Origin of the sequence: Terrisporobacter muris, assembly GCF_024621905.1 — a bacterium.
GTDB classification, from domain to species: Bacteria; Bacillota; Clostridia; order Peptostreptococcales; family Peptostreptococcaceae; genus Terrisporobacter; species Terrisporobacter muris.
Map to the genome: position 1 here is coordinate 1 of NZ_JANKBY010000014.1, position 23,071 is coordinate 23,071.

Consider the following 23,071-nt stretch of genomic DNA (forward strand, 5'->3'; position numbering starts at 1 on the left):
ATAACTTTTCATTTTGAATAAATAAAAACAGTTGTTATAAAAAATATAACAACTGTTTTTTCTTTAATTACATTTACTATATCCACATTGGAGGCATATTGTACAACCGCCTGTAGGTATTATAGATTCATTGCCACATTCTGGACAAATAAATTTTTCCTGACCTTCTTTAATTTGATGCTCTTCAGCCTTTTCTATTTTGTCTTCTTTAACCTTTTTTTCTTTATCAGATTTTTTGTCATTTAATAAGACTCCACTTCTCTCACATCCATCTCTATAAATTGTTATACCTTTTAGTTTATTTTCCCATGCAGACATATAGATGTTATAAACATCTTCTATTGTAGCTTCATATGGTAGATTTATAGTGGATGATATGGATGCATCAATATGCTTTTGCCAAGCTGCTTGCATAGCTATTCTTTCTTCTGGTTTTAAATTCATTGCTGTTACAAATGTATTTGGTAATTCATTTTCATCAGTAATATCTTTTAAATTCATATATTCTTTAACTATTGGTGTATACACTTTGTAATAAACATCCTGTGAGTGAAGAGTTTCTGTTTTTCTAGTATAGGAAATATTAAACATAGGCTCTATTCCTCCACTTATACCAAGCATGGTAGATATGGATCCTGTTGGTGGTATGGTTAATATTTGTGAGTTTCTAAGTCCATATTTCTTTACTAATTCTTTTACACCTTCATCTATATTATTTATAAAGAAAGGAGATTTAAATATAGCTTCTTCATTGTACTTCTCATAAGTACCTCTCTCTTTTGCTAGTAAAGCAGACTTTTTCACAGCACTATTTAACATAGAATTTGAAATTTTATCACATAAATCAATTGACTCTTCTGAGCCATATCTAATATTTAATTTTATAAGCATATCTGCTATACCCATAACTCCTAGACCTATTTGTCTATACTGAGATACACTTTTTTGTTGTTGTTTTAGTGGGTGAAGAGAAAGACCTTCTTCTAATACTTCATTTAATCCCAATATACAGTCTTCGACACAAGCTTTGAATTTTTCCATATCAAATATGGCATTATCCGTGAATGGTTCCACAACAAACTCAGATAAGTTCATAGATCCAAGCAAGCAACTTCCTCCTGCTGGCAGTGGTTCTTCTGCACAAGGATTAACACCATCATGTTTAAATTCTTTATCTTCACTTAATAGATGATATTTTCTTATGTTGTCCCAAAATAACATGCCTGGCTCTGCATAGTCCCAGTTGTTTTTAACTAGCTTCATAAATAACTCATAAGCATCTACTTGTTTTGTTATTTCTTCTTTTGTTGGTTCCATCAAAAATTTACAAGTATATTTTTCTTTATTTTTAACAGCTTTCATAAATTCATCACTTATTTTTACAGATATATTAGCCTTTGTGACTTTTTCCAAATCAGTTTTAACATCTATGAATTCTTCAATATCTGGATGGCTTATATCCATGGAAATCATCAGAGCTCCACGTCTTCCTTTTTGCCCAATAAGTCCCGTAGTCATTGAATATAAATCCATAAACGACACAGCTCCTGATGTGGTTTTTGCCGCATTATGTACTTCCGCCCCGTTTGGTCTAAGTTTAGAAATATCTATTCCCACACCCCCACCATAAGAAAATGTTCTTGCTAAATTTTTAGCTGTATCAAATATACTCTCCAAATTATCCTCTGGTGGTTCTAGAACATAGCAGTTTGAATAAGTAACCTTTATATTATCTCTATATAATCCTCTGTTTGCTAAAATTCTCCCCGCAAATAAAAACTTTCTTTCTCTTATTAATTTTGCAATTTTATGATTTCCTCCACTAATTCTTTCTATCCATTCATTAAAACTTTCTTCCTTATACTGATATTTATTTCTCCAGATAGATTTTTGTAACTCGTCCATATTCCACTTTGAATTTCTTATTTCAGTTCTTCTATCTCTATAAATAATATATTTTTTAGCAACATCTTTTCTATTAGATGACATTAACAAATCTTCTACTTCATCTTGTATATTTTCTACTGTAGCCTCTATTTCTTTATTTTGTATTTTTTCCTCTACCATTGTAGCTATATTTTCAGCCAATTCTCGATCCGTACCAAACTTGCTATTTATGGAAGATTTATATACTGCATTAAATATCTTTCTTTTATCAAATATTTCTATTGTTCCATCTCTTTTACATACTTTTATCATATTTTTCTCCTAAATATTTTTCGAATTTCTTTATTTTTATAACCTTATGTTGTTTTTATATTATTTTTATGTCAATCATTGATATTTACTTTATGTATTTTTCATTTCATACTAATATATTTTGTACTCATTGATTTATTATTCAAAAAGTTGTTTAGTTTTTTATTCGCTATAAAGCCCTACTAAGAATAAACTTAGAAGGGCAATTTATAATTAATCTTTTATTAAGTTTTTTTCTACTAAATAATCATGTGCTACTTTTTCTGGAGTTTGTCCTTCTTCATCAACTTTATAATTTAATTCAATCATATCATCTTCATTTATTACTCCACTTAATTTATTTAGTACTTCCTCTGTTTCAGGATATTTTGAAATTAAATCTTCTCTAACTAATGGTACAGCATAATAAGGCGGGAAGAATGATTCATCATCTTCTAACACTTTTAAATTGAATTTCTTTAATAATCCATCAGTAGAAAATGCATCTATTACTTGGGCATCTCCCCTTTGTAAAGCTTGATACCTTAAAGCACCATCCATACTTTTAATTTCCTTAAAATTCATGTCATAATATTTCTGTAACCCAGGCAAACCATCTTCTCTATTTTGAAATGCTAATGTTGGTGAAAATACAAATCCCTCTGAATATTTAGTTAAATCAGAATAAGTTTCTATATTATATTTTTTAGATACATCAGATTCCATAGCTAAAGTGTAGGTATTATTAAAGCCTATAGGGTCTAGTACTTTTATACCATATTCCTTATCTAAGTGTTCTTTTACACGATTGTATACATCATCAGCATCTCCTGTAGCTTCTTCTTTCATTATATTCATTAAAATAGTTCCTGTATAATCTGCACACATGTCAACTTCACCACTTACTATAGAACTCCAAAGAACTGAAGTTCCCATGTTTAATTTTCGTTCAATATTATAATCTGTGTATTCTTCTAGTAAATCTGAATACATATTTCCAAGTATTAATCCTTCTGTGTAATCCTTTGAACCTACTACTATTGTATCCTTTTTACCAAAACTTTGTCCTATGGAAGTAAATAATATAACTACTACAACTACAACTGTACATACTTTTAATCCTGTATGACTACTCTTTCTTTTATCATTATGAGATTTTTGATATGAATATTTACTCATAACTGATTTTTCTACCCTAGAGAATATATAATCCACTGAAAGAGCTAATATACAAGCTGGAATAGCACCTGCAAGAATCATTATATTGTTTACAGTTTGAACTCCAGAAAATACTAAATAACCAAGTCCACCTGCACCTATAAATGCAGCTAAAGTCATAAGTCCAACAGCTGTTACTGCTGAAATTCTTATACCAGCCATAATTATGGGAAGAGCTAAAGGTAACTGTATTTTATATAAAATTTGCTTTGAAGTAAGTCCAATTCCTGTGGCAGATTCTATTATATTTTTATCTATTCCAAGAATTCCTGTGGTAGTATTTTTTACTATAGGTAATAAAGAGTATAAAACAACCATCATTATGGCTGGTTTACTACCAATGCCTAGTACTGGTACTAACAATCCGAGTAACGCCATAGATGGTATTGCTTGAAATACATTAATCATACCTACAATATACTTTCTAAGTTTTTCATTTTTAGAAACTAATATTCCAAGAGGTATACCAATAATAATAGCCACAACTATTGCTACAACAGTTAATTGAATATGTTGTATTAATAATGATATAATTTGGCCTTTTTGTGCTGATAAGTAATTTATAAAATTAATCAAGTATACTCACCTCCATTTCAAGGAACTGCTCACTTAAAACAGAAAGTAAACTACTTCTTGTTATTAGACCTGCCAACTTATTATAGCGAGTAATTACAGGTACATGGCCAATTCCCTCCCTATTCATTACTTCTAATATCTCAACTAAATTATTGTCATCATATACAAATATAGGCTCATCATTCATTATTTCACTTAAGTAGTGATTTTGAATTCCGTTTCTTCTAAGTTCTTTTATAGTAACAATGCCAAGAAAGTTTTCATCTTTATCAACTACTAATAAACTATCTACTTTATTTGTTCTCATAATTTCCATACCTTGTATAACAGTTCTTGATCTTTTTACACTTACAGGATTTTTAATCATTATGTCTCTAGCTTTTATGTATTCCGGTGCATTCCATAATCTATCACTACCTATAAAATTTTTAACAAATTCATTTGCCGGATTTCTAAGTAAATTTTCCACTGTGTCATATTGTTGAACTTTTCCATCTTTCATAATACATATTTTATCTGCTAATTTTAATGCTTCATCCATATCATGAGTAACAAATATGATAGTTTTCTTTAACTCTTCTTGCAGTGAATATAACCATTCCTGTAATTGAGTACGAGTTATTGGATCCAGTGCACTGAAGGGTTCATCCATTAAAATTATCTCTGCATCAGTTGCAATTGCTCTTACAAGCCCAATCCTTTGTTGTTGACCACCACTAAGCTCACTTGGATATTTATACAAAAATTCCTTAGGATCAAGACCCACCATATTCATCAGTTCTATTGTTTTTTCTTCAATTTCTTCTTCAGTTTTCTCTTTTTTTAAATTTGGAATTAGCTCTATGTTTTCTTTTATAGTCATATGAGGAAATAATCCTACACTTTGTATAACGTAACCAATATTTCTTCTTAGCTTAATAGGATTTTCCTTAGATATAGGTATGTCATTTATGAAAATTTCTCCCTTTGTAGGCTCAATTAGTTTATTTATTAATTTTAAGGTAGTAGTCTTTCCACAACCACTAGGACCTATTAAAACAACAAAGCTCCCCTCTTCTATTTTCAAGGAAACATCATCTAATATTGTTTTCTTTCCTACTTTTTTAGAAATGTTCTTTATTTCTATCATAATATCCCCCTTCCAACAAACAACTTATTATTTTTTATAAGTTGTTTAAGATATATTATATCACTCCTTTTATGCGCATTCAATATTTTAGTAAAATTTCTAACCAAATTTATATTAGATTACATTTTAATTTCTGAAAAATTCCCTTATATTGAGACTCTGCATAGACTAATTATCTTCATTTTGAGTAGTTGTGCTTATAAAAAAGACGAACTAATGAAAGTTCGTCTTTTGCAAATCTTATTTATCAAATTTATCTATTTCTTCTAATAACTCTTCTACTAAAGAATCGCCTTTTATTTTTCTAATAATTTCACCTTTTTTAAATAGAAGACCTTCTCCTTTTCCACCAGCTATACCTATATCAGCTTCTCTAGCTTCACCAGGGCCATTTACAGCACATCCCATAATAGCTACTGTCATGTTTTTGTTTATATCTTTTATTCTATCTTCTACTTCATTTGCCACACTTATCAAATCAATATTACATCTTCCACAAGTTGGACAAGATACTATTTTTATTTTGTCATTTAATAAATTTAAACTTCTAAGTATGTCTTTACCAACATGAACCTCTTCCACAGGATCTCCTGTTAATGAAATTCTTATGGTATCACCAATTCCATTCATTAAAAGTGAACCTACACCTATTGATGATTTAATAGTTCCTTTTTTAATCCCACCAGCTTCTGTTATACCTAAGTGAAGAGGATAATCTACTTTTTCACTCATTAGAGTATAAGCTTCTACTGCTGTGTAAATATCTGATGATTTTAATGATATTACTATATTGTAAAAGTCTAAGTCTTCAAGAATTTTAATATGTGCTAAAGCACTTTCTACTAGAGCTTCTGGTGTAGCATGCCCATATTTTTCTAACAAATGTTTTTCTAAAGAGCCACCATTAACACCAATTCTTATTTTTAAATTTTTTTCCTTACATTTTTCAACTACTGCTTTTACTCTATCGATACTTCCTATGTTACCTGGGTTAATCCTTATACCATCTACACCTTCTTCTATTGCTTTTAAAGCTAGTTTGTAGTCAAAGTGTATGTCTGCTATTAACGGTATATTTATTCCTTTTTTTATTTTTCCCAAATTTTCCGCTGCTATCATATCAGGAACTGCAACCCTTATTGCGTCGCATCCTGCTTCTTCTAATCTTTTTATTTGTTCTATTGTTTTTATAGCATCCCTAGTATCTGTTGTTGTCATAGACTGAACTGCAATTGGATTATTTCCTCCAATTTTTATATTACCTAAAGATACTTCTCTTGTTTTTTTTCTATTATAACTCAAAACTTCACCTTCTACTTATATATTTAGAATTTAATTATGCCTTTAAATAATTTAGTTACATCATTATAAGTAATGAAAACCATAAATGCCATTAATGCACAGAAACCTATCATATTTATCATAGCTTCTTTATCTGGATTTATTTTTTTTCCACCTCTTATCCATTCGATGAAAAGTAATAATAATCTACCTCCATCTAATGCTGGGAATGGAACTAAGTTTATTATTCCAAGGTTTAAACTTATTATTGAGCCTAAGTATAATAAATTAATTATACCTGTTCTTGCCGCATCAGATACTATACTAATTACACCAACTGGACCTGCAACAGAATTAGTAAATCCACCAGGAACAGTTCCTGTTATCATTTGCTTTAAGAAAGTAACCATCTGTACTATCATTTGTCCCGTAGTTACAAATGAATCTCTTATGGCGTGAACAATATTTTTATCCCTTGCACAAGTCACTCCTACCTTATAACTTCCATCTTCTGCTTTTTGTGGTGTGACATTTACTTTTACTGATTTATTATCTCTCTCAACTACAAGATTTAATTCTTTTCCATTTGATGATGAAATAACTTGTGTAAATTCATTCCAAGAAGTAATTTCTTTTCCGTTTATACTTTTTATTGTATCTCCTGATTTTAAATTAGCTTCATAAGCTGGACTATTGTCTGTTATTTGATCTAATGTAGTTGTTGGAGATCCTATGTAAATAAATACAGGAATTAAGAAAATAACTGCTAAAACTAAGTTAAAAAATGGTCCTGCAAATATAACACTGGCCCTTTGAAGTATAGATTTTGTCCCAAATGAACCTGGCTTATTTGATTCTTCATCTTCACCTTCCATAGATACATACCCACCTATTGGTAAAATTCTAATAGAATACATTGTTCCATTTTTTTCTTTACCAAATAGCTTTGGTCCCATGCCTATGGAAAATTCATGAACTGTAATTCCATTTTTCTTTGCAAAAATAAAGTGACCAAACTCATGTATTAATATTATTACTCCAAAAAGTAATAAAGCTGCAATTATCGTCATATATTCACCTTCCTAATTTTAATAAAAATTCGCTTTGCCTGAGCGACTATGTTGGCGAAACACTTCATGTCGCCAACAAGATGTCTTCGCACCGCTTTAGTCATCAACCTTACTCAAAGAAAACTATTACTTAAGTAAGTTAGCTAAAAACGCTCTAGTTTCCTTGTCAACTTCTAGAATATCTTCTAAAGTCGGATTACTTCTATTATTATGCTGATCTAAACTTCTTTCTATGTAATATGGTATGTCATAGAATCCAATTTTATCATCTAAAAATTCATTTACTAAAACTTCATTAGCAGAATTTAACACAGCTGGATAAGTTCCACCTAATTTCAATGCCTTAAACGCCAGTTTTAGGCAGGGGAATGTTTCCATATCTGGTTTTTCAAAAGTTAAAGTAGCTATTTTAGCTAAATCTAATCTTTCAAAATCAGTTTTTGATCTTTCTGGGTAAGTTAGAGCATATTCTATTGGTAATCTCATATCTGGGCATCCTAGTTGAGCCATAACTGAACTATCTCTAAAAGATACCATAGAGTGAATTATACTTTGTGGATGAACTACTATATCAATATCCTCTACATCCACATCAAATAACCACTTAGCTTCTATTACTTCTAGACCTTTATTCATAAGAGTTGAAGAATCTATACTTATTTTTCTTCCCATATCCCAGTTTGGATGTTTTAAGGCCTCATTTTTTGTAACTTTAATTAACTCTTCTTTCTTTTTACCCCTAAAAGGTCCACCTGAAGCTGTTAATATTATCTTTTCTATATTCTTTTTTCTTTCTCCATTTAAGCATTGGAATATTGCACTATGCTCACTATCAACTGGTAAAATTTCTACATTATTTTTCTTTGCTTCTCTCATAACAATTTCACCAGCTGTAACTAAGGTTTCCTTATTTGCAAGAGCAATTGTTTTCTTTGCTTTTATTGCAGCCATTGTTGGCACCAACCCTATCATTCCAACTACAGCAGTTAAGACAATATCCACTTCTTCAAGCTCACATATCTTAACTAACCCTTCCATAGAACTTAATATTTCTATATCTATATTATTTGGAATCATATCCTTAAGTTTTTTAGCACTTTCTTCATTATAAACTGCAACATATTTAGGATTGAATTCTAATATTTGTTCTAACAATAAATCTATGCTGCTATTTGCTGAAATAGCAACTACTTCAAACTTGTCTTTATTTTTTCTAACCACATCTAAAGTCTGAGTACCTATAGATCCTGTAGAACCTAGTATACTAATTTTTTTCATAAGTGATTCCTTTCTACGCATTATATTAATAATTTGTCTTTACTTATGTATTATATCATTATTACTCTTATTATTTACAATATTCATCAAAATTTCAAATACATTTTTAATTTAAAGAAATAATATAAAATTTATGATTTTTTCTCATTAAAAAAGCTCCAGTATAACTGAAGCTAAATCATTTTATAAATAAGTTAATTACACTATACACAAATGGTGCAACTAGTATAACACTATCGAATCTATCTAGTATTCCACCATGTCCTGGTATTAATTTTCCATAGTCTTTAATTCCTACATATCTTTTTATTGATGAGGCAAATAAATCTCCAAATTGAGCAACAATACTTCCAAAGAAACCTAAAAATACTATTACTTTTAAATCAATTTTAAAGAAATATCCAAAAACTACACATATAATTGTAGATCCAAGTATGCCCCCAACACTTCCTTCTACAGTCTTTTTAGGACTCACTTTAGGAATTAATTTGTGTTTACCAAATAAATATCCTGTAAAGTATGCAAATGTATCTGTCATAAATGCAATAATAAATATTAACCAAACGTAGATGTTTCCTCTTGAAAAATCATCCATAGTTAATACTATAAAGTCTATTAATACAGCTACATAAAAAATTCCAAAGAAGGTAACCACAATATCTATAATATTTCTTTTTACCCTTAATATTGGTATTATTGATATTAAGAATAAAATAAATATTAATGTATAGGTATAAGATATTGGTAATTTAAGATAATTTTTAATCAGTAAATAAATAGAAAAAATATAACCTATATAATATAATGGCTTAATGTCCTTTTGTTCAAATGCCTTATAAAATTCATTCAAGGCAATTGAGATTATTATAGCTTCTCCTATATATAAAGGGGTTCCTCCAAGTATTATAAGGATAAATAATGGAACTAATAATAATCCTGCTATAACTCTTGTTCTCATAAGTATTCTCCTTATTTTATTCCACCAAATCTTCTATCTCGATTCTGATATGTAAAGATAGCTTTTTGAAGTTCTTTTTCATCAAAATCTGGCCAATAAACATCTGTGAAGTAAAATTCTGAATAAGCAACTTCCCATAATAAGAAATTGCTAAGTCTTTCTTCTCCACTAGTTCTTATTACTAAATCTGGATTCGGAATACATTTTGTACTTAAATGATTACTTATAGTATCTTCGTCAATTTCATCTAAATTTATTTTACCATCTTTAACATCTTTTATAATATCAACTAATGCATTTTTTATATCTAGCCTTCCACCATAGTTTAATGCTAGGTTTAAATTACACCCTGTATTATTCTTAGTTAATTCTATCGCCTTATTTAATTCTATTACACATTGGCTAGGTAAATTATCTATATCTCCTATGGCTGTTAATTTAACATTTTCCTTATGTAGTGTAGCTACTTCATTTTTTAAATAAGTGGATAATAAAGCCATCAATGTATCGACTTCCAACTTTGGTCTTTTCCAGTTTTCTGTTGAAAATGCATATAAAGTAACATATTTAACATTTAACCTTTTACATTCTCTAAGTACTGTTCTTATAGTTTCTACACCAGCCTTATGACCAGCTGTTCTTGGTAGAAATTTACTTTTAGCCCATCTTCCGTTCCCATCCATTATTATGGCAATAGACTTAGGAACTCTATTTAAATCTATATCATAAAACAAATTGTTTTTCATATTCATACTCCAAATATTATTTCTGACTCCTTATTTTAAGGAGCCAGAAAAGTAAGTTACAAATAACTCTACATTATTTTCTTTTTGTGTAATTTTGATTACTCTTGGATAAATTAATTTATCCTGATCTTTCTTACCTTGAAGAATTGTTGTAGTATATTTTATTTTTCTGTTATCAAAATATTCTTTAACTTCATCTAAAGGAAGGCCTAACAGCTCATAATACTTTTTCAAAGTTATTATACCGCCATTATATCTTTTTCTTTAGTTTCTAATAATGAGTCTATCTCTTTAGTATATTTATCAGTCATTTTTTGCACGTTATCTTGTGCTTTTTTTAATTCGTCCTCAGTTATTTCGCCTTCTTTTTCTAACTTTTTAAGTTTATCGTTAGCGTCTCTTCTTTCATTTCTTATTCTTACTTTGAATTCTTCTGAAGCTTTTTTAGCTTGTTTGCAAAGCTCTTTTCTTCTTTCTTCAGTTAATGCTGGAACGTTTATTCTTATAACTTCTCCATCATTAGTAGGGTTTAAACCTAAATCTGAGTTTCTTATAGCTTTTTCTATTTCTTTCATTGCACTTTTGTCCCAAGCACTTATCATTAAAGTTCTTGGTTCTGGTACCGATATAGACCCAACTTGATTAATAGGAGTTGGAGTTCCATAATAATCTACTCTTATTTTGTCTAACATTTGTGCATTAGCTCTACCAGCTCTTATTGTTGAAAATTCAAATTTTAAAGCTTCTATTGTTTTATCCATTTGTTGTTGTAATTTGTTTTGTACTTCTTTCATTTTTACTCCTCCTTCGTTTAATTAGTTTATTAATGTACAATTGTTCCTATATTTTCTCCGTACACTGCTTTTAATATATTCTCTGTTGTTAACTCAAATACCTTTATTGGAATACTATTATCCATACATAAAGACGTTGCAGTTGAGTCCATAACTTTTAATTCTTTTTGTAGTACTTCTATATATGATAATTCATCAAACTTTTTAGCATCAGCATGTAAAACTGGATCTTTATCATATACTCCATCAACTTTTTTAGCTAATAATATTATTTCAGATTCCATTTCTGCTGCTCTTAGAGCTGCTGCTGTATCAGTTGAGAAATATGGATTTCCAGTTCCCGAACCAAATATTACAACTCTCTCTTTTTCTAAATGTCTTACAGCTTTTCTTCTTATATATGGTTCTGCAATTTCTTTCATTTCTATTGCAGTTTGTACTCTAGTTTGTACACCTATGTTTTCTAAGGCATCTTGTAGTGCCATAGCATTCATAACTGTAGCAAGCATTCCTATGTAGTCAGCTGTTGTTCTGTCCATACCTTCAGAAGTTCTTCCTCTCCAGAAGTTTCCTCCACCTACTACAACAGCAACTTCAACACCAATTTCTTGTACTTTTTTAATAGCAACTGCTATTTCATTCACAACATCATTGTTTATTCCAAAACCTTTATCACCCGCTAGTGCTTCTCCGCTTAGTTTTAGTAATACTCTTTTGTACTTAGGTTTATCCATAGAAATCCTCCCGTCTGCATTTCATATACATCATTTTTATTATTTATTTTTTAAAAAAGAGAACACATAAGTGTTCTCTTTTGGTTAACTATTACTTAAGTTGCTTAGCAACTTCTTCAGCAAAGTTTTCTTCTTTCTTTTCTATACCTTCACCAACTTCGAATCTTACAACTCTACCAACTTGTATGTCTGAACCAACTTCTTTAGCAGTATTAGCTACTAATTTCTTTATAGTTAAATCAGAATCTTTTACGAATACTTGTTCTAATAAACAAACTTCTTTTAATTCTTTTTCTAATCTACCTTTAACCATTTTTTCTACTATGTTAGCAGGTTTTCCTTCGTTTAATGCTTGAGCAGTTAAAACTTCAGTTTCATGAGCTATATAGTTTTGATCAACATCATCTCTTGAAACATATTTAGGATTCATAGCAGCAACTTGCATAGCTATATCTCTTCCCATAGTTAATACTCTTTCATCTCTAGCTTCAGTTAATAATTCAACTAAAACACCTATTTTTCCAGCTCCGTGTATGTATCCAGCTATTTGACCTTCAGTAGTTAATTTTTCAAATCTTCTGAAGTCTAATTTTTCACCTATTTTAGCTATTCTATCATTTAAAACGTCTCTTAATGCTTTTCCTTCAGCATGTTTTTCTTCTAATAATGCTTCTATATCAGTATTTTCAGTAGCTAATGCCATTGCAGCAGCATCCTTAACGAATACTTTGAAATCTTCGTTTTTAGCAACGAAGTCAGTTTCTGAGTTTACTTCTACTATTGCAGCAGCAGTGTGATCAGCATTTACTTCTATAGTAACTAATCCTTCAGCAGCAACTCTATCAGCTTTCTTAGCAGCTTTTGCTAAACCTTTTTCTCTTAATATATCTATTGCTTTTTCCATGTTAGCTTCAGCTTCTTGTAAAGCTTTTTTACAATCAAGCATTCCAGCTCCTGTAGTTTCTCTTAATTCTTTAACCATTTGTGCAGTTATGTTAGCCATTATTGTTCCTCCTATATATTCTAAATGGTAAGGGACCCCCCTTACCATTTATTTTTTTTTATTGTTCTTGAGCTTCTTCCTCAACAACTTCTTCTTCAGCACCTTGTCTACCTTCTATTACAGCAGTAGCCATTGCACCAGTTATTAATTTAACCGCTCTTATAGCGTCGTCATTTCCTGGTATTGGGAAATCTAATTCATCTGGATCACAGTTTGTATCAACTATACCAACTACTGGTATACCTAATCTGTGAGCTTCTTGTATAGCTATATTTTCTTTTCTTGGGTCAACTACAAATATAGCTCCTGGTAATTCAGGCATCTCTTTTATTCCGCCTAAGTATTTTTCAAGTTTTTCTTTTTCAGCGTTTAATTTTATAACTTCTTTTTTAGGAAGAACGTTGAATACACCTTCAGCTTCCATTTTTTCTAATTCTCTTAATTTTTTAATTCTTGTTTGAATTGTTTGGTGGTTAGTTAGCATTCCACCTAACCATCTTTCGTTTACGAAGAACATTCCACATCTTTCAGCTTCTTCTTTTATAGCTTCTTGAGCTTGTTTCTTAGTTCCTACGAATAAGATTGGTTTTCCAGTTTCAGCTACTTCTTTAACGAATTTGTAAGCTTCTTCAACTTTTTTAACTGTTTTTTGTAAATCTATTATATAGATTCCGTTTCTTTCTGTAAAGATGAATCTTGACATTTTAGGATTCCATCTTCTTGTTTGATGTCCGAAGTGAACACCAGCTTCTAATAATTGTTTCATTGATATTACTGACATTTCGTACCTCCTTGGTTTTGTACCTCCGGCATGATCAACTCCCTAAAAAACCCTCATGTGGCACCTTTTAAGGATCCCATGGCCGTGTGTGATATTTATATTTTATTTTTTCACCTCTGATAGTATAACATAGGGAAAAATAAATTTCAATATAATTTAATATAACCTTACATTTTAATTATTAACTAATTTTGGGATATTAATCGGCAAACAAAATTTTTATTCTTGTTTTTAATGAAATATCACACAAATCTTCTTTACTTATAATTTTATTCGTCCCTAAAATTTCTCCATCATCATTATAGTATTTTATTACACCTAATACATCACCTTTTTTAATAGGTAATTTAATCTCCTTAAATGTGAGTTGTGTGTTTATATTTTCATCATTTTTTTTCACTATGATTAAATCATCTTCACATTCTAAGGTGATTTCTAGCTCATCTAATCCCTTCAAATATTTTTTACCAATTAAGTCTTCTTTAGTCATAACTTTTTGTGTGGTAAAATTTTCCTTACCATATTTAAGCATTGCAAGACAAGCTTGTATCCTTTTATTTTTATGATTTGCACCAAGAGATACCCCTATCAATCTATTTTCTATATTTTTAGTATCTTCATTGATTTTCATAGAAAAGGCTAAACAATACCCTGCATTACCTGTGTATCCTGTTTTTATTCCATCTACCTCAGGTATTATGGAAAGAAGTCCATTTGTGTTATTTTTACAAAAACCTCTTTGAGAATAAGTATAAGTTTGCATATCAGTTATAGCTGTCACTTCTTTTTCATAATTGTCCATCATAAACTTACCTAATTTAGCAATATCTCTAGCGGTTGAGATATTTTCTTTTGGTGGCTTTTTCGGATCAGCCAAACTATATATAGGAAGACCATTACAGTTTACAAATGATGTATTTTTCATTCCTATTTCTTTTGCTCTTTTATTCATTCTCTTCACAAAGTTTTCTTCACTTTTTCCAATATGTTTTGATATTGCTACTGCTGCATCATTGCCTGACACTATCATTAACCCCTTCATAAGCTCTATTAAAGGTATTTTTTCGCCTTCTTTTAACTTGTAAGAAGATCCTCTTACTTTTGCTATATCTTTATCTACAACAATTATATCTTGAGGGCTTACTTCTTTGTTATTGATAGCTTCAATAGCAATTAAAAATGTCATCATCTTGCTAAGGCTTGCTAAAGGTCTTTTTTCGTCAGGATTTTTTGCATATAAAACTCTAGCAGTGTCTTGATCAATTAATATGGATGACTTAGAAAACTTGTCTACATTTGTATTTTCACCATAAGAAATACTAGGAGTAATAATACTTATAATGATTAGTAAAATCAGTAATACTTGTGCTCCTTTTTTCAAAATTCTCACCTTCTTGGTAACTTTAGTCTAAATTATTTTTCCCCTTTAAGTGAGTAATAATCTTGAATTATTTTCTAGGATTACTTTATCAATCTTGAAAACAATACAGATGTCCATGTAGCATGTATTGTTATTCCTAAAAAAACCTCTATACAAACTAGCATTTTGCCTAAAAATCCAAAGGCAATAATATCTCCATATCCAACGGTACTAAATGTTACCATTGAAAAATACCAAGCTTCCCCATAAAAAGTAATAAGTTCATAAAGCGAATATGTATTTTTTAACAAATTTACTTTTATTAATCCATATTCAAGACTTTTCATTCCTATAAACAAATAAACAAAAGCAAATATACTTATTATAGAAAAACTTATTATTAGCAATTTTATAGGTCTTTCTCCATAACCTATAAGATGTTTTGATAAAAAATCAAAAAAATCATTAACTAAATAATCCTTGTATCCATTGTATTTCTTGCTTTTCAAGAAATTACTAGCATAATTTCTTTCATTATAATAATAATAACCAATATTCTCATTATCTTCTGTTATTTTTGCCTGAATTCTTGCTATTTTATAATTATTTCTACCACAAATAGAGTTTTCTTCATTATAATAGGTATCTTTTAAGATAAATTTTGTATATGGAGAAAAAACTATTCCATCTAGCCGTGGAAAATTTATACATTTCTCTACTATAAGCTTTTGACCATTGAAATCTGATTTTTGAAATACTTCTTCGTTTACATATTTTGAATTAAAAATAGTTTTATTAAATATACAATTTCCTAAAAAAGTTGATTGTTTAAAATTAACGTATGATTCAAAGTTTGCGTTTGTAAAATCTACTGATTTTTTAAACATAAAATTACTAAAGTTTACTTCATCTTTAAATGTAGCTTCACAAAATTTCAATTTTTCATACTCAAAATTTATTATTTTATTAATATCAAATTCATCTTCAAAGCGAAATCCTGTAAAATCGCTAATTTCACCTTTTTTTATATATGCATCAAACAAAGCTATTTCTCTTTTATTTTTATTTTCTTTGTGAAAAAGACAGTAACCAGATGAATCAGCATGTCTACTGCATGTTAAATTTCTATCTTCATTAGAAACCCACTTACAATTCATTTTTGCCTCCTATCAGTAATATCTATTATTAGTTTTTATTAATATAATTTTTATATTCATAATTAATTACGTTGATTTAGTTCTTCCCAAGTAATGCTATTTTAAATGAAACCTATATAATTAATATATTTAATTGAAAGGAGATAACACTTACTAATTCCATATATGTTTCTAACGATAGTACTTCCTTACCAAAATCTCCTAAACTTAGCAAATCTATAGGGAGCTTTATAGAAAATAGTGCTTTTAAGATAAATACGTGTAATTATAAATGTGCTTACAATTTACAAGCCTTAGTATTGAGATTATATGCAAGCTTTTTAATTTTTTTAATTCAAAAAATATAATCTTCACACCAAGTGTCGTATACTCTTTAAATTATTTTATTAAAGAGTTCTTAAAAGAAAGTAATCATGTGATCATCTCCATCAATGAATATAGATTGTACTTAAGGTGGACGATGTGCAGGTACTTTAAGGCTGCTTTATTAGCAAAAAATAAATAATATTAACCTCAAAACTCATAATTTTATTTTTTATAATGTATCAAGAACATTTTTTGAATATTAAAAATTTTCAGAATTTTCAATATTTTAATTGACTTAAACTCGTCCTACTCATACAATATATATTATAAAAATAAAACAAATTAAAGGTGGGTGTTAAATATGAATAATAATTCAACTTCTAATAATTTAGCTTTAACTGAAAAAGGATACGAAGAAATAGCTTACTCTTGTACAAATTTTAACTTAGATAGCGAACCTTCTTTTGCCGACTCTAGTGTTAATTTCTTTGGGGTAAGTAGTGGACTTATATATACTAATTTAGATACTACTACTTTTGAAAATTGTTAATTATTGAGTTGTCCAAAAATAAACCTATAGCTAGCTAGCCATAGGTTTATTTCTTATGTATTTTATAAAACTTACATACACTATGCAAAGTATGATAGAATATAAGTATAGTGTAAAATTTTGATAAGTTAATCCCAATTGTCAAAGTAAATTTTTTATAAGGGGTGATTCTTACATGTTCAACAAAAATGATTATATAATTTATGGAGCAATGAGTGTTTGTAAAGTTGTAGATATTATTGAAGAAGAAAATATCTACATAGGTCGTAAATCCTATTATGTAATACAACCAGTGTATTCTGATAAAAATACTATCATTAAGGTTCCTACAGATAACAAAAAAGTATTTATGAGGCATCTTTTATCAGAAAAAGAAGTAATGTCTATTATTAAAAGTATTCCTAACATAGAGGTACTTAAAATAGATAACGATAGGCAAAGAAGTGAGCACTTCAAGTCAGTAATAAAAAATAGTGTGTGTGAAGAATTAGCTCAAGTAGTAAAGAGTATTACTATTAATGAACAAGAGAAATTATCTATTGGAAAAAAATTATCCAAAACGGATGAAGATTTTAAAAAAGCTGCTGAGAAATTAATAGACGAGGAGTTTGCCACAGTTCTAAATATACCTGTCCAAGATGTGTCTTCTTTTATTTTAAATCATATTCCAAAGTAAAATATAATTTGCAATCTTATTTCAATTTAGTATTACGGTTCTTTTTGCAAATATTTCCATTTACTTTTATAGATGTATAACTTATAATTATATTCATAAGTGGGAACTTATACATCTAGTATAAGTATGACGCTAGCCCAAATAAAAGAGCCGTATTTTATACGGCTCTTTTATACTTTTAAATCATATTAAAATAATCAAATAAAGTAAATGAATTTTCTGGAATAAAACTTTCCAATCTATCCTTGGCTAATTTAATATACCAAGACTTGTCTAGTTTATCTAAAACATCTTTACCAATCACCTTACTATTATCAATAAAAACTCTATCTGGTGTATAACTTATTTTTTCTAATTTTCCATCACTTTTCATCTTCATTATGGCATTGTCACTACTAGATTTACTAGCAAATACTCTAAATACCTTTAGGTTTATATTTTCGCTACCATAAACGGCATGACTGTATTTACCTGTGATTTTGACACATTTTTGGAAATCCATTAAATCATTACAATTATTTATAGTATCTTCAATTTCTATATCGTTAATAAGTTTCTCCTTAATAGCTTTATTTACAATAGGTAAATCATTATCTATTAAACTTAATTTTTTAACATATGCACCCTTGCTTTTTATACTTCCTTCTTCTTTAACATAGATATAATTATTTACATCTTTTTGAATTATCTTTTTAACAAAGTCATGATCTAAGTTCATTCTTGTTCTTTGACTCCACTCTTTGCATATTTCTAAATATTTATCTACATCTTCTTTAGATTTAAATTTAAACATTACACCATCTGTATTTCCTTGTATAAACTCTGCTCTATCACCAAATTCTAACTCAACTTTTTCTATTAAATCAAGAAGTAACAACTGGCCATTTACACAAATACCTATACCTTGTCTTTGATCATACAAATCATTATTTGCATCTAAACAAGCTCCATAAGTAGAATTCAATACAAGTTTAAGTGATTTTTCTATAGGATTTTTTTCTTTTTTAAATTTAAATCTTGTATCTCTTATTTCTTTAAATTTAGTTGGGTTTTGTATATTTCTACTAAGAAGCCCATATTCTATCATAATTGATGGATAAAATGAACTAACATCTGAGTTCACAATAAAATCTTCACCTTGGTATTTTTTCCTTGCAGAATGAAGACCTCCCCAACCAAAATCTGTGTCAACTCCATATACGTTCGCTCTTAGATACTTTTTAAAATCTCTATTATTATAATCTTCATACCACTGTTTTATATTATTGTACTTACTAAGTTCTATGGTATTTACTATTTCAAAGTCTGCTACATCTTCTCTAGCATAATTAGGCTTTTTCGCTCCAAGAATATATGCACTTAGTTGTGCTTCTGTTTTATTAATCATACTTTCATCCAGGTTAAAGTATTCTATTAACCCCAATTGAGCCTCATATTTGTAGTAGACTTCTTTAAATACTTTAAAAGTCATTCTTACATCATGAAGACAATAGGTAGTTAGCTCTTCAATTTCTTCTTTTGTTGGGTATCTATTTAAATCAAATGGAACTGTACTTTCTCTTATATCTTCTCCCATGAATAATTCTAATTCTTTTAAACTTCTATAGCTATCATTTAATTCAAAAATATATATAGGAATTCTATTCAAACTCCTATCTACTTGATATGGCGAAATATTTTGTTCAATTAATTTATCTGATATTATACAAGGGTCTACTCCAGCAATTATTGCTTTCATTATCCATTGATCATATCCTTTTATGTTTTATTATAACTTTTGTTTTTGTAAAGTTTTTCCACTTTGTGTATTTTTCAATACTTTTAGGCCATTAAATCATTTATGTTACTTTTTTAACAAATTAGACACTCATTTTTAATGTTTCATTAAATTTTTACACATATTTTTTGTGCTTATTTTAAAAATCCTCTCTTTATTTAATTGTATATAAATCCCATTTGTAATTACATATACTACATCCAATCATTTATTATAAGTTTATTTTTTGTCTACTTTTTTATCTCTGTTTTAAATCAACATCGAAAAAATACAATAGATTACAAATATACAATTGTTATATATTATATAAATAATTTTATAAAAAAAACTAGATTAAAAATAATTAATCTAGTCTTTAACTTACTTATTTTAATTTACAATCATTCAGTACAACATTCATACTCATCCCCACACATGTTCCATTTAAAGTGATTGTATCACCATTATTAAGTTCAGACACTTTATCTATTTGCTCATCATCATCAAAAAAGCATTGTATTGAAAATAAACTATATGCATCTCCTGTAGATAAACACACATAAGTTTGCCCCAAAGATACACCTATATCAGTAACTCTACCTGTGACCTCTATCAATTTATCCTTATATTCTTTATCTGCTTTTACTTCGTTGCTATCATAATCACTATATAATTTTGTAGCATCAACTACTATAACATTTTCCTTTTCTACATCAATATCTTCAGTTAAACTTTCTTCTTTATTTTTATCCACCGAGTCAGTATCTGTAGTTTGTTCTTGTTCAGTATCTGTTGATGAAGTATCTATAGTTTTTTCTTGTTTAGTGCTTGTTGTAGCGGTATCAATATTTTCATTGTCTCCATCGCCACCAAAAATACCTATAATTAGTAATACTATTATACCTGTAAGTATTTTATGTTTAATAAAGAAATTTCTTTGGTCTTTACCACATTGTGGACATATTTTAGCACTAGTATCTAATTCTTTACCACACGCTTTACAATATTTAATTTTTTGTTCTTTTTTCATATTAACCTCCTAAAAATAATTTGCTTATTTTAGATATAAAATATTTAAAGATAAGGCTATGTTTTAAATGAGTGTTGAAAATGATACAATATAATTAACTTCGCAATTGTTATATAATGTGAACTAACTATAAAAATGACTTTCAATATAACTTAACATATTCAATTAAAACTATAATTTTAAAATGAACTTTTTTTAGATTTATGTGTCTTAATAGTATATAGCAAAATAGTAAGTTAAAAAATGGGATGAGGTGTTTATTAGTTTTGGAGGATAAAGAGCTTTTAGATAAAGCGAGGCAGGGAAATAAATATTGTTTAAATTTATTACTGCAAAATAACTATCAAATGCTCTATGGATTTTTAATAAAATTGACAGGAGATAAAGATTTGGCAGAAGATTTAGTGCAAGACACTTTGTTAAAAGCCTCTCTAAATATAACTAAGTTTAGAGGCGATAGCAAATTTTCAAGTTATTTAATTACAATAGGCATAAATACTTATAAGAATTATCTTAGAAAAAATAAGGTAAGAACAGAAAATTATAATTTTGAATTTAAAGTTAGTCATTATGGAGAAGAAGATTTGATAAATCATATTAGGTTCAAAGAAGCATTAAATCATTTAAATAATATGCCTTATGAAAAACGAATATCATTTATTTTGAAACATTATTATGGTTATTCAATAGAAGAAATATCAGAAATACTTAAAGTATCTAGTGGTACTACAAAATCTAGAATTCATAATACTATTAAAAAACTAAGAGAAATATTAAGCTAAAAGGAGGTTATAAATTGGATTATTTAAAAGATGATAATTTAAAAGCAATAGATTATATAAAAGAAATAGATACTTTAGCTATAGTTGAAAAAGCATCTAAAATAAAGGAAAAAAGAAAAAATAAACTACTAGTTATTTGTTTTGCATTAATGATAATTACATCAGTTTTAGGTCAAGGTTTATTTGTGATTTTATTTGGAGCAAATAATTTAGTGAAATTTGGAATGAAAATATATATTTTCGTATTGTTAGTATTATCAGTAGTTTTAATAGAAAAGAGAGAGGGGAATTTATGTTAATAGGTAGTAAGCAAATTATGATTATGTTTATTGTGTTTTTTTTAATAATAGTATTTACAATAGGTCAAGTTGTATGGATATATCTAGATAGTAAAAAAAGAGAAGATAAGTGGGGAATACTATGGGCTATATTAGCACTAACACCAACTTTTTTACCTATATTACTGCCATTACCGTTAATAGCTTATTTATTAGTAACAAGAGCATTTTCATCAAAATGTCCTAACTGCAAAGTTAAAATATACAGTAGTTTTTCTTCTTGCCCAAATTGTGGAGTGAAGTTAAAGGAAAAGTGTAAAACTTGTGGTAGCCCATTGAAAGATGAATGGAAATACTGTCCATACTGTAATGATAAAATAGAGGGAGAGTAATTATGAAAATAATAAAAAATAATAAGAAAGTTTTTGCTTGTATAATTATATTATCGGCTCTAATTGCAATTATACCAACATCATTAATATATATATTCTCTCAAATGTCTATAGGTATTGAAGAACAAGATAGTCCTAAAGTAATTGAGGAAAAGATTGATGTATATTTTAATGATGGAGGATTTGAAAAAGATATAGAAAATGCTCTTAGAAAAAAGCCTACTGGTGATTTTAATATATATAAATATTCATCAGGAAGTGATGAAAGTCTTGAAATAGAGAAACAGATGAATATAATTTGTCCAGAATTAATGGAAATAAGTAGATTGAAATTAGCTAAACCGTATAATATAAAATTATATTCAGATTTTTATGAAGGAGATAAAAAAGTAAGTACAGAAGAACTATTGTCAAAAGATATTTTAGGAACACCTAAGCTACAAATAATTTATGAAGATACTTTTATGGGTGGAGGAAGTAAAAGAGATATGGCAATACATCTTGTTCAAAATAATAAAATCCTAGAAAGTACAAAATATTACTGTCCTACAAATTATAATGAAGCAGCATTTGCTCAAGATATAGATTTAAATGTAAATGAAGACATTCCAATTATTGTATTTACAAGGGGAATAAAAGTAAATGGAAAATATAAAACTTACTCACCAAAGCTTAATAAAAGTAAAGATAAAATCGAAAAATCTATTCAAAAGAATTTAAATAAAAATGAAAAAATGGTTGTCTTAAGATTAGAAATAAAAGAATAAAAAATGGGTAAATTCATAATTTGGATTTACCCATTTTTTATTTAGGCTATGTTAGCCCTCTCCGTTACACCTCCAAAGGAGCACGTTTTACTTTAATTGTTCTAAAGCCTTATATTTTTTAAGCTCTTTCATAAGTTCTTTCTCTATTTCTTTATCTAAATATCTCCTTGGAATTATATGAGCTACAAATCCACTTATATATAAGGATCATATCTTCGTAAACTTTTACATCTTTTATACTTTCTAACGATACTGTTTCTGATATAGAATC

General features: G+C 28.4%; 23 protein-coding genes. 6 read left to right on the plus strand and 17 right to left on the minus strand.

Annotated features, from left to right (window positions below):
* Positions 1-63: 63 nt before the first annotated feature.
* The 15 genes from NSA58_RS02320 to NSA58_RS02390 form a co-directional block, all read right to left on the minus strand.
* Positions 64-2,199 carry an adenosylcobalamin-dependent ribonucleoside-diphosphate reductase gene (locus NSA58_RS02320; protein WP_074429642.1) on the minus strand — a complete coding sequence of 712 codons (2,136 nt, stop codon included), beginning with the start codon at positions 2,197-2,199 and terminating at the stop codon, positions 64-66.
* Positions 2,200-2,412: 213 nt separating this feature from the next.
* Positions 2,413-3,972 carry an ABC transporter permease/substrate-binding protein gene (locus NSA58_RS02325; protein ID WP_039681123.1) on the minus strand — a complete coding sequence of 520 codons (1,560 nt, stop codon included), beginning with the start codon at positions 3,970-3,972 and terminating at the stop codon, positions 2,413-2,415.
* Positions 3,965-5,101: an ABC transporter ATP-binding protein gene (locus NSA58_RS02330; protein ID WP_039681124.1), complete on the minus strand. Its 1,137-nt coding sequence runs from the start codon at positions 5,099-5,101 to the stop codon at positions 3,965-3,967. Before NSA58_RS02330 ends, NSA58_RS02325 begins: the two co-directional genes overlap by 8 nt.
* 240 nt (positions 5,102-5,341) lie before the next feature.
* On the minus strand, positions 5,342-6,403 hold the full coding sequence (gene ispG, locus NSA58_RS02335) for a flavodoxin-dependent (E)-4-hydroxy-3-methylbut-2-enyl-diphosphate synthase (RefSeq protein WP_074429641.1): 1,062 nt from the start codon (positions 6,401-6,403) through the stop codon (positions 5,342-5,344).
* 23 nt (positions 6,404-6,426) lie between these two features.
* Positions 6,427-7,452, minus strand: a complete 1,026-nt coding sequence (gene rseP, locus NSA58_RS02340; protein ID WP_039681126.1) for an RIP metalloprotease RseP — start codon at positions 7,450-7,452, stop codon at positions 6,427-6,429.
* Between the two features lie 126 nt (positions 7,453-7,578).
* Positions 7,579-8,730 (minus strand): 1-deoxy-D-xylulose-5-phosphate reductoisomerase, encoded by a 1,152-nt coding sequence (locus NSA58_RS02345; RefSeq protein ID WP_079764782.1) that lies wholly within the window; start codon positions 8,728-8,730, stop codon positions 7,579-7,581.
* 178 nt (positions 8,731-8,908) lie between these two features.
* A complete protein-coding gene (locus NSA58_RS02350; RefSeq protein WP_039681128.1) occupies positions 8,909-9,688 on the minus strand; it encodes a phosphatidate cytidylyltransferase in 780 nt (259 codons plus the stop codon).
* An 11-nt stretch (positions 9,689-9,699) separates the two neighbouring features.
* On the minus strand, positions 9,700-10,434 hold the full coding sequence (locus NSA58_RS02355) for an isoprenyl transferase (protein ID WP_039681129.1): 735 nt from the start codon (positions 10,432-10,434) through the stop codon (positions 9,700-9,702).
* Between the two features lie 30 nt (positions 10,435-10,464).
* On the minus strand, positions 10,465-10,668 hold the full coding sequence (locus NSA58_RS02360; RefSeq protein ID WP_039681130.1) for a hypothetical protein: 204 nt from the start codon (positions 10,666-10,668) through the stop codon (positions 10,465-10,467).
* A 5-nt stretch (positions 10,669-10,673) separates the two neighbouring features.
* A complete protein-coding gene (gene frr / locus NSA58_RS02365) occupies positions 10,674-11,228 on the minus strand; it encodes a ribosome recycling factor (RefSeq protein ID WP_039681131.1) in 555 nt (184 codons plus the stop codon).
* A 29-nt stretch (positions 11,229-11,257) separates the two neighbouring features.
* A complete protein-coding gene (gene pyrH, locus NSA58_RS02370; protein ID WP_039681132.1) occupies positions 11,258-11,962 on the minus strand; it encodes a UMP kinase in 705 nt (234 codons plus the stop codon).
* Between the two features lie 91 nt (positions 11,963-12,053).
* Positions 12,054-12,965 (minus strand): translation elongation factor Ts, encoded by a 912-nt coding sequence (gene tsf / locus NSA58_RS02375; protein ID WP_039681133.1) that lies wholly within the window; start codon positions 12,963-12,965, stop codon positions 12,054-12,056.
* 58 nt (positions 12,966-13,023) lie between these two features.
* Entirely contained in the window at positions 13,024-13,746 is a 723-nt protein-coding gene (gene rpsB, locus NSA58_RS02380; protein ID WP_039681134.1) for a 30S ribosomal protein S2, read from the minus strand.
* 199 nt (positions 13,747-13,945) lie between these two features.
* Entirely contained in the window at positions 13,946-15,127 is a 1,182-nt protein-coding gene (locus NSA58_RS02385; RefSeq protein ID WP_039681135.1) for a D-alanyl-D-alanine carboxypeptidase family protein, read from the minus strand.
* Positions 15,128-15,207: 80 nt separating this feature from the next.
* Positions 15,208-16,263 carry a potassium channel family protein gene (locus NSA58_RS02390; protein WP_074078867.1) on the minus strand — a complete coding sequence of 352 codons (1,056 nt, stop codon included), beginning with the start codon at positions 16,261-16,263 and terminating at the stop codon, positions 15,208-15,210.
* A gap of 667 nt (positions 16,264-16,930) precedes the next feature.
* Here NSA58_RS02390 and NSA58_RS02395 point away from each other — a divergent pair.
* Together NSA58_RS02395 and NSA58_RS02400 are read left to right on the plus strand one after the other, a co-directional pair.
* A complete protein-coding gene (locus tag NSA58_RS02395; protein ID WP_074429640.1) occupies positions 16,931-17,119 on the plus strand; it encodes a hypothetical protein in 189 nt (62 codons plus the stop codon).
* A 175-nt stretch (positions 17,120-17,294) separates the two neighbouring features.
* The gene (locus NSA58_RS02400) at positions 17,295-17,795 is read left to right on the plus strand and encodes a CarD family transcriptional regulator (RefSeq protein WP_039680884.1); all 501 of its coding nucleotides are present in this window, start codon (positions 17,295-17,297) and stop codon (positions 17,793-17,795) included.
* A gap of 178 nt (positions 17,796-17,973) precedes the next feature.
* Here NSA58_RS02400 and NSA58_RS02405 read toward each other — a convergent pair whose 3' ends face one another.
* Both NSA58_RS02405 and NSA58_RS02410 read right to left on the minus strand, forming a co-directional pair.
* Entirely contained in the window at positions 17,974-19,533 is a 1,560-nt protein-coding gene (locus tag NSA58_RS02405) for a DNA polymerase domain-containing protein (protein ID WP_257560006.1), read from the minus strand.
* Between the two features lie 403 nt (positions 19,534-19,936).
* Entirely contained in the window at positions 19,937-20,581 is a 645-nt protein-coding gene (locus tag NSA58_RS02410; protein WP_147516120.1) for an OB-fold protein, read from the minus strand.
* Positions 20,582-20,829: 248 nt separating this feature from the next.
* Here NSA58_RS02410 and NSA58_RS02415 point away from each other — a divergent pair, with 248 nt between their 5' ends.
* From NSA58_RS02415 to NSA58_RS02430, 4 genes are read left to right on the plus strand one after another with little or no spacing between them, the layout of a single operon-like run.
* A complete protein-coding gene (locus tag NSA58_RS02415) occupies positions 20,830-21,363 on the plus strand; it encodes a sigma-70 family RNA polymerase sigma factor (RefSeq protein ID WP_257560007.1) in 534 nt (177 codons plus the stop codon).
* A gap of 14 nt (positions 21,364-21,377) precedes the next feature.
* Positions 21,378-21,662, plus strand: a complete 285-nt coding sequence (locus tag NSA58_RS02420) for a hypothetical protein (RefSeq protein ID WP_122641347.1) — start codon at positions 21,378-21,380, stop codon at positions 21,660-21,662.
* Positions 21,656-22,033: a zinc ribbon domain-containing protein gene (locus NSA58_RS02425; protein ID WP_122641346.1), complete on the plus strand. Its 378-nt coding sequence runs from the start codon at positions 21,656-21,658 to the stop codon at positions 22,031-22,033. Before NSA58_RS02420 ends, NSA58_RS02425 begins: the two co-directional genes overlap by 7 nt.
* Positions 22,034-22,035: 2 nt before the next feature.
* Positions 22,036-22,800 (plus strand): hypothetical protein, encoded by a 765-nt coding sequence (locus NSA58_RS02430; RefSeq protein ID WP_122641345.1) that lies wholly within the window; start codon positions 22,036-22,038, stop codon positions 22,798-22,800.
* Positions 22,801-23,071 lie beyond the last annotated feature (271 nt).

Coding starts and splice junctions, on each gene's coding strand:
- rseP (WP_039681126.1), bottom strand. CDS start 7,452: ATGACGATAATTGCAGCTTTATTACTTTTTGGAGTAATAATATTAATA.
- NSA58_RS02405 (WP_257560006.1), bottom strand. CDS start 19,533: ATGAAAGCAATAATTGCTGGAGTAGACCCTTGTATAATATCAGATAAA.
- NSA58_RS02430 (WP_122641345.1), top strand. CDS start 22,036: ATGAAAATAATAAAAAATAATAAGAAAGTTTTTGCTTGTATAATTATA.
- frr (WP_039681131.1), bottom strand. CDS start 11,228: ATGAAAGAAGTACAAAACAAATTACAACAACAAATGGATAAAACAATA.
- NSA58_RS02410 (WP_147516120.1), bottom strand. CDS start 20,581: ATGAAAAAAGAACAAAAAATTAAATATTGTAAAGCGTGTGGTAAAGAA.
- tsf (WP_039681133.1), bottom strand. CDS start 12,965: ATGGCTAACATAACTGCACAAATGGTTAAAGAATTAAGAGAAACTACA.
- NSA58_RS02355 (WP_039681129.1), bottom strand. CDS start 10,434: ATGAAAAACAATTTGTTTTATGATATAGATTTAAATAGAGTTCCTAAG.
- rpsB (WP_039681134.1), bottom strand. CDS start 13,746: ATGTCAGTAATATCAATGAAACAATTATTAGAAGCTGGTGTTCACTTC.
- NSA58_RS02415 (WP_257560007.1), top strand. CDS start 20,830: ATGAGGTGTTTATTAGTTTTGGAGGATAAAGAGCTTTTAGATAAAGCG.
- pyrH (WP_039681132.1), bottom strand. CDS start 11,962: ATGGATAAACCTAAGTACAAAAGAGTATTACTAAAACTAAGCGGAGAA.
- NSA58_RS02320 (WP_074429642.1), bottom strand. CDS start 2,199: ATGATAAAAGTATGTAAAAGAGATGGAACAATAGAAATATTTGATAAA.
- NSA58_RS02330 (WP_039681124.1), bottom strand. CDS start 5,101: ATGATAGAAATAAAGAACATTTCTAAAAAAGTAGGAAAGAAAACAATA.
- NSA58_RS02395 (WP_074429640.1), top strand. CDS start 16,931: ATGAATAATAATTCAACTTCTAATAATTTAGCTTTAACTGAAAAAGGA.
- NSA58_RS02390 (WP_074078867.1), bottom strand. CDS start 16,263: ATGAATTGTAAGTGGGTTTCTAATGAAGATAGAAATTTAACATGCAGT.
- NSA58_RS02400 (WP_039680884.1), top strand. CDS start 17,295: ATGTTCAACAAAAATGATTATATAATTTATGGAGCAATGAGTGTTTGT.
- NSA58_RS02345 (WP_079764782.1), bottom strand. CDS start 8,730: ATGAAAAAAATTAGTATACTAGGTTCTACAGGATCTATAGGTACTCAG.
- NSA58_RS02425 (WP_122641346.1), top strand. CDS start 21,656: ATGTTAATAGGTAGTAAGCAAATTATGATTATGTTTATTGTGTTTTTT.
- NSA58_RS02350 (WP_039681128.1), bottom strand. CDS start 9,688: ATGAGAACAAGAGTTATAGCAGGATTATTATTAGTTCCATTATTTATC.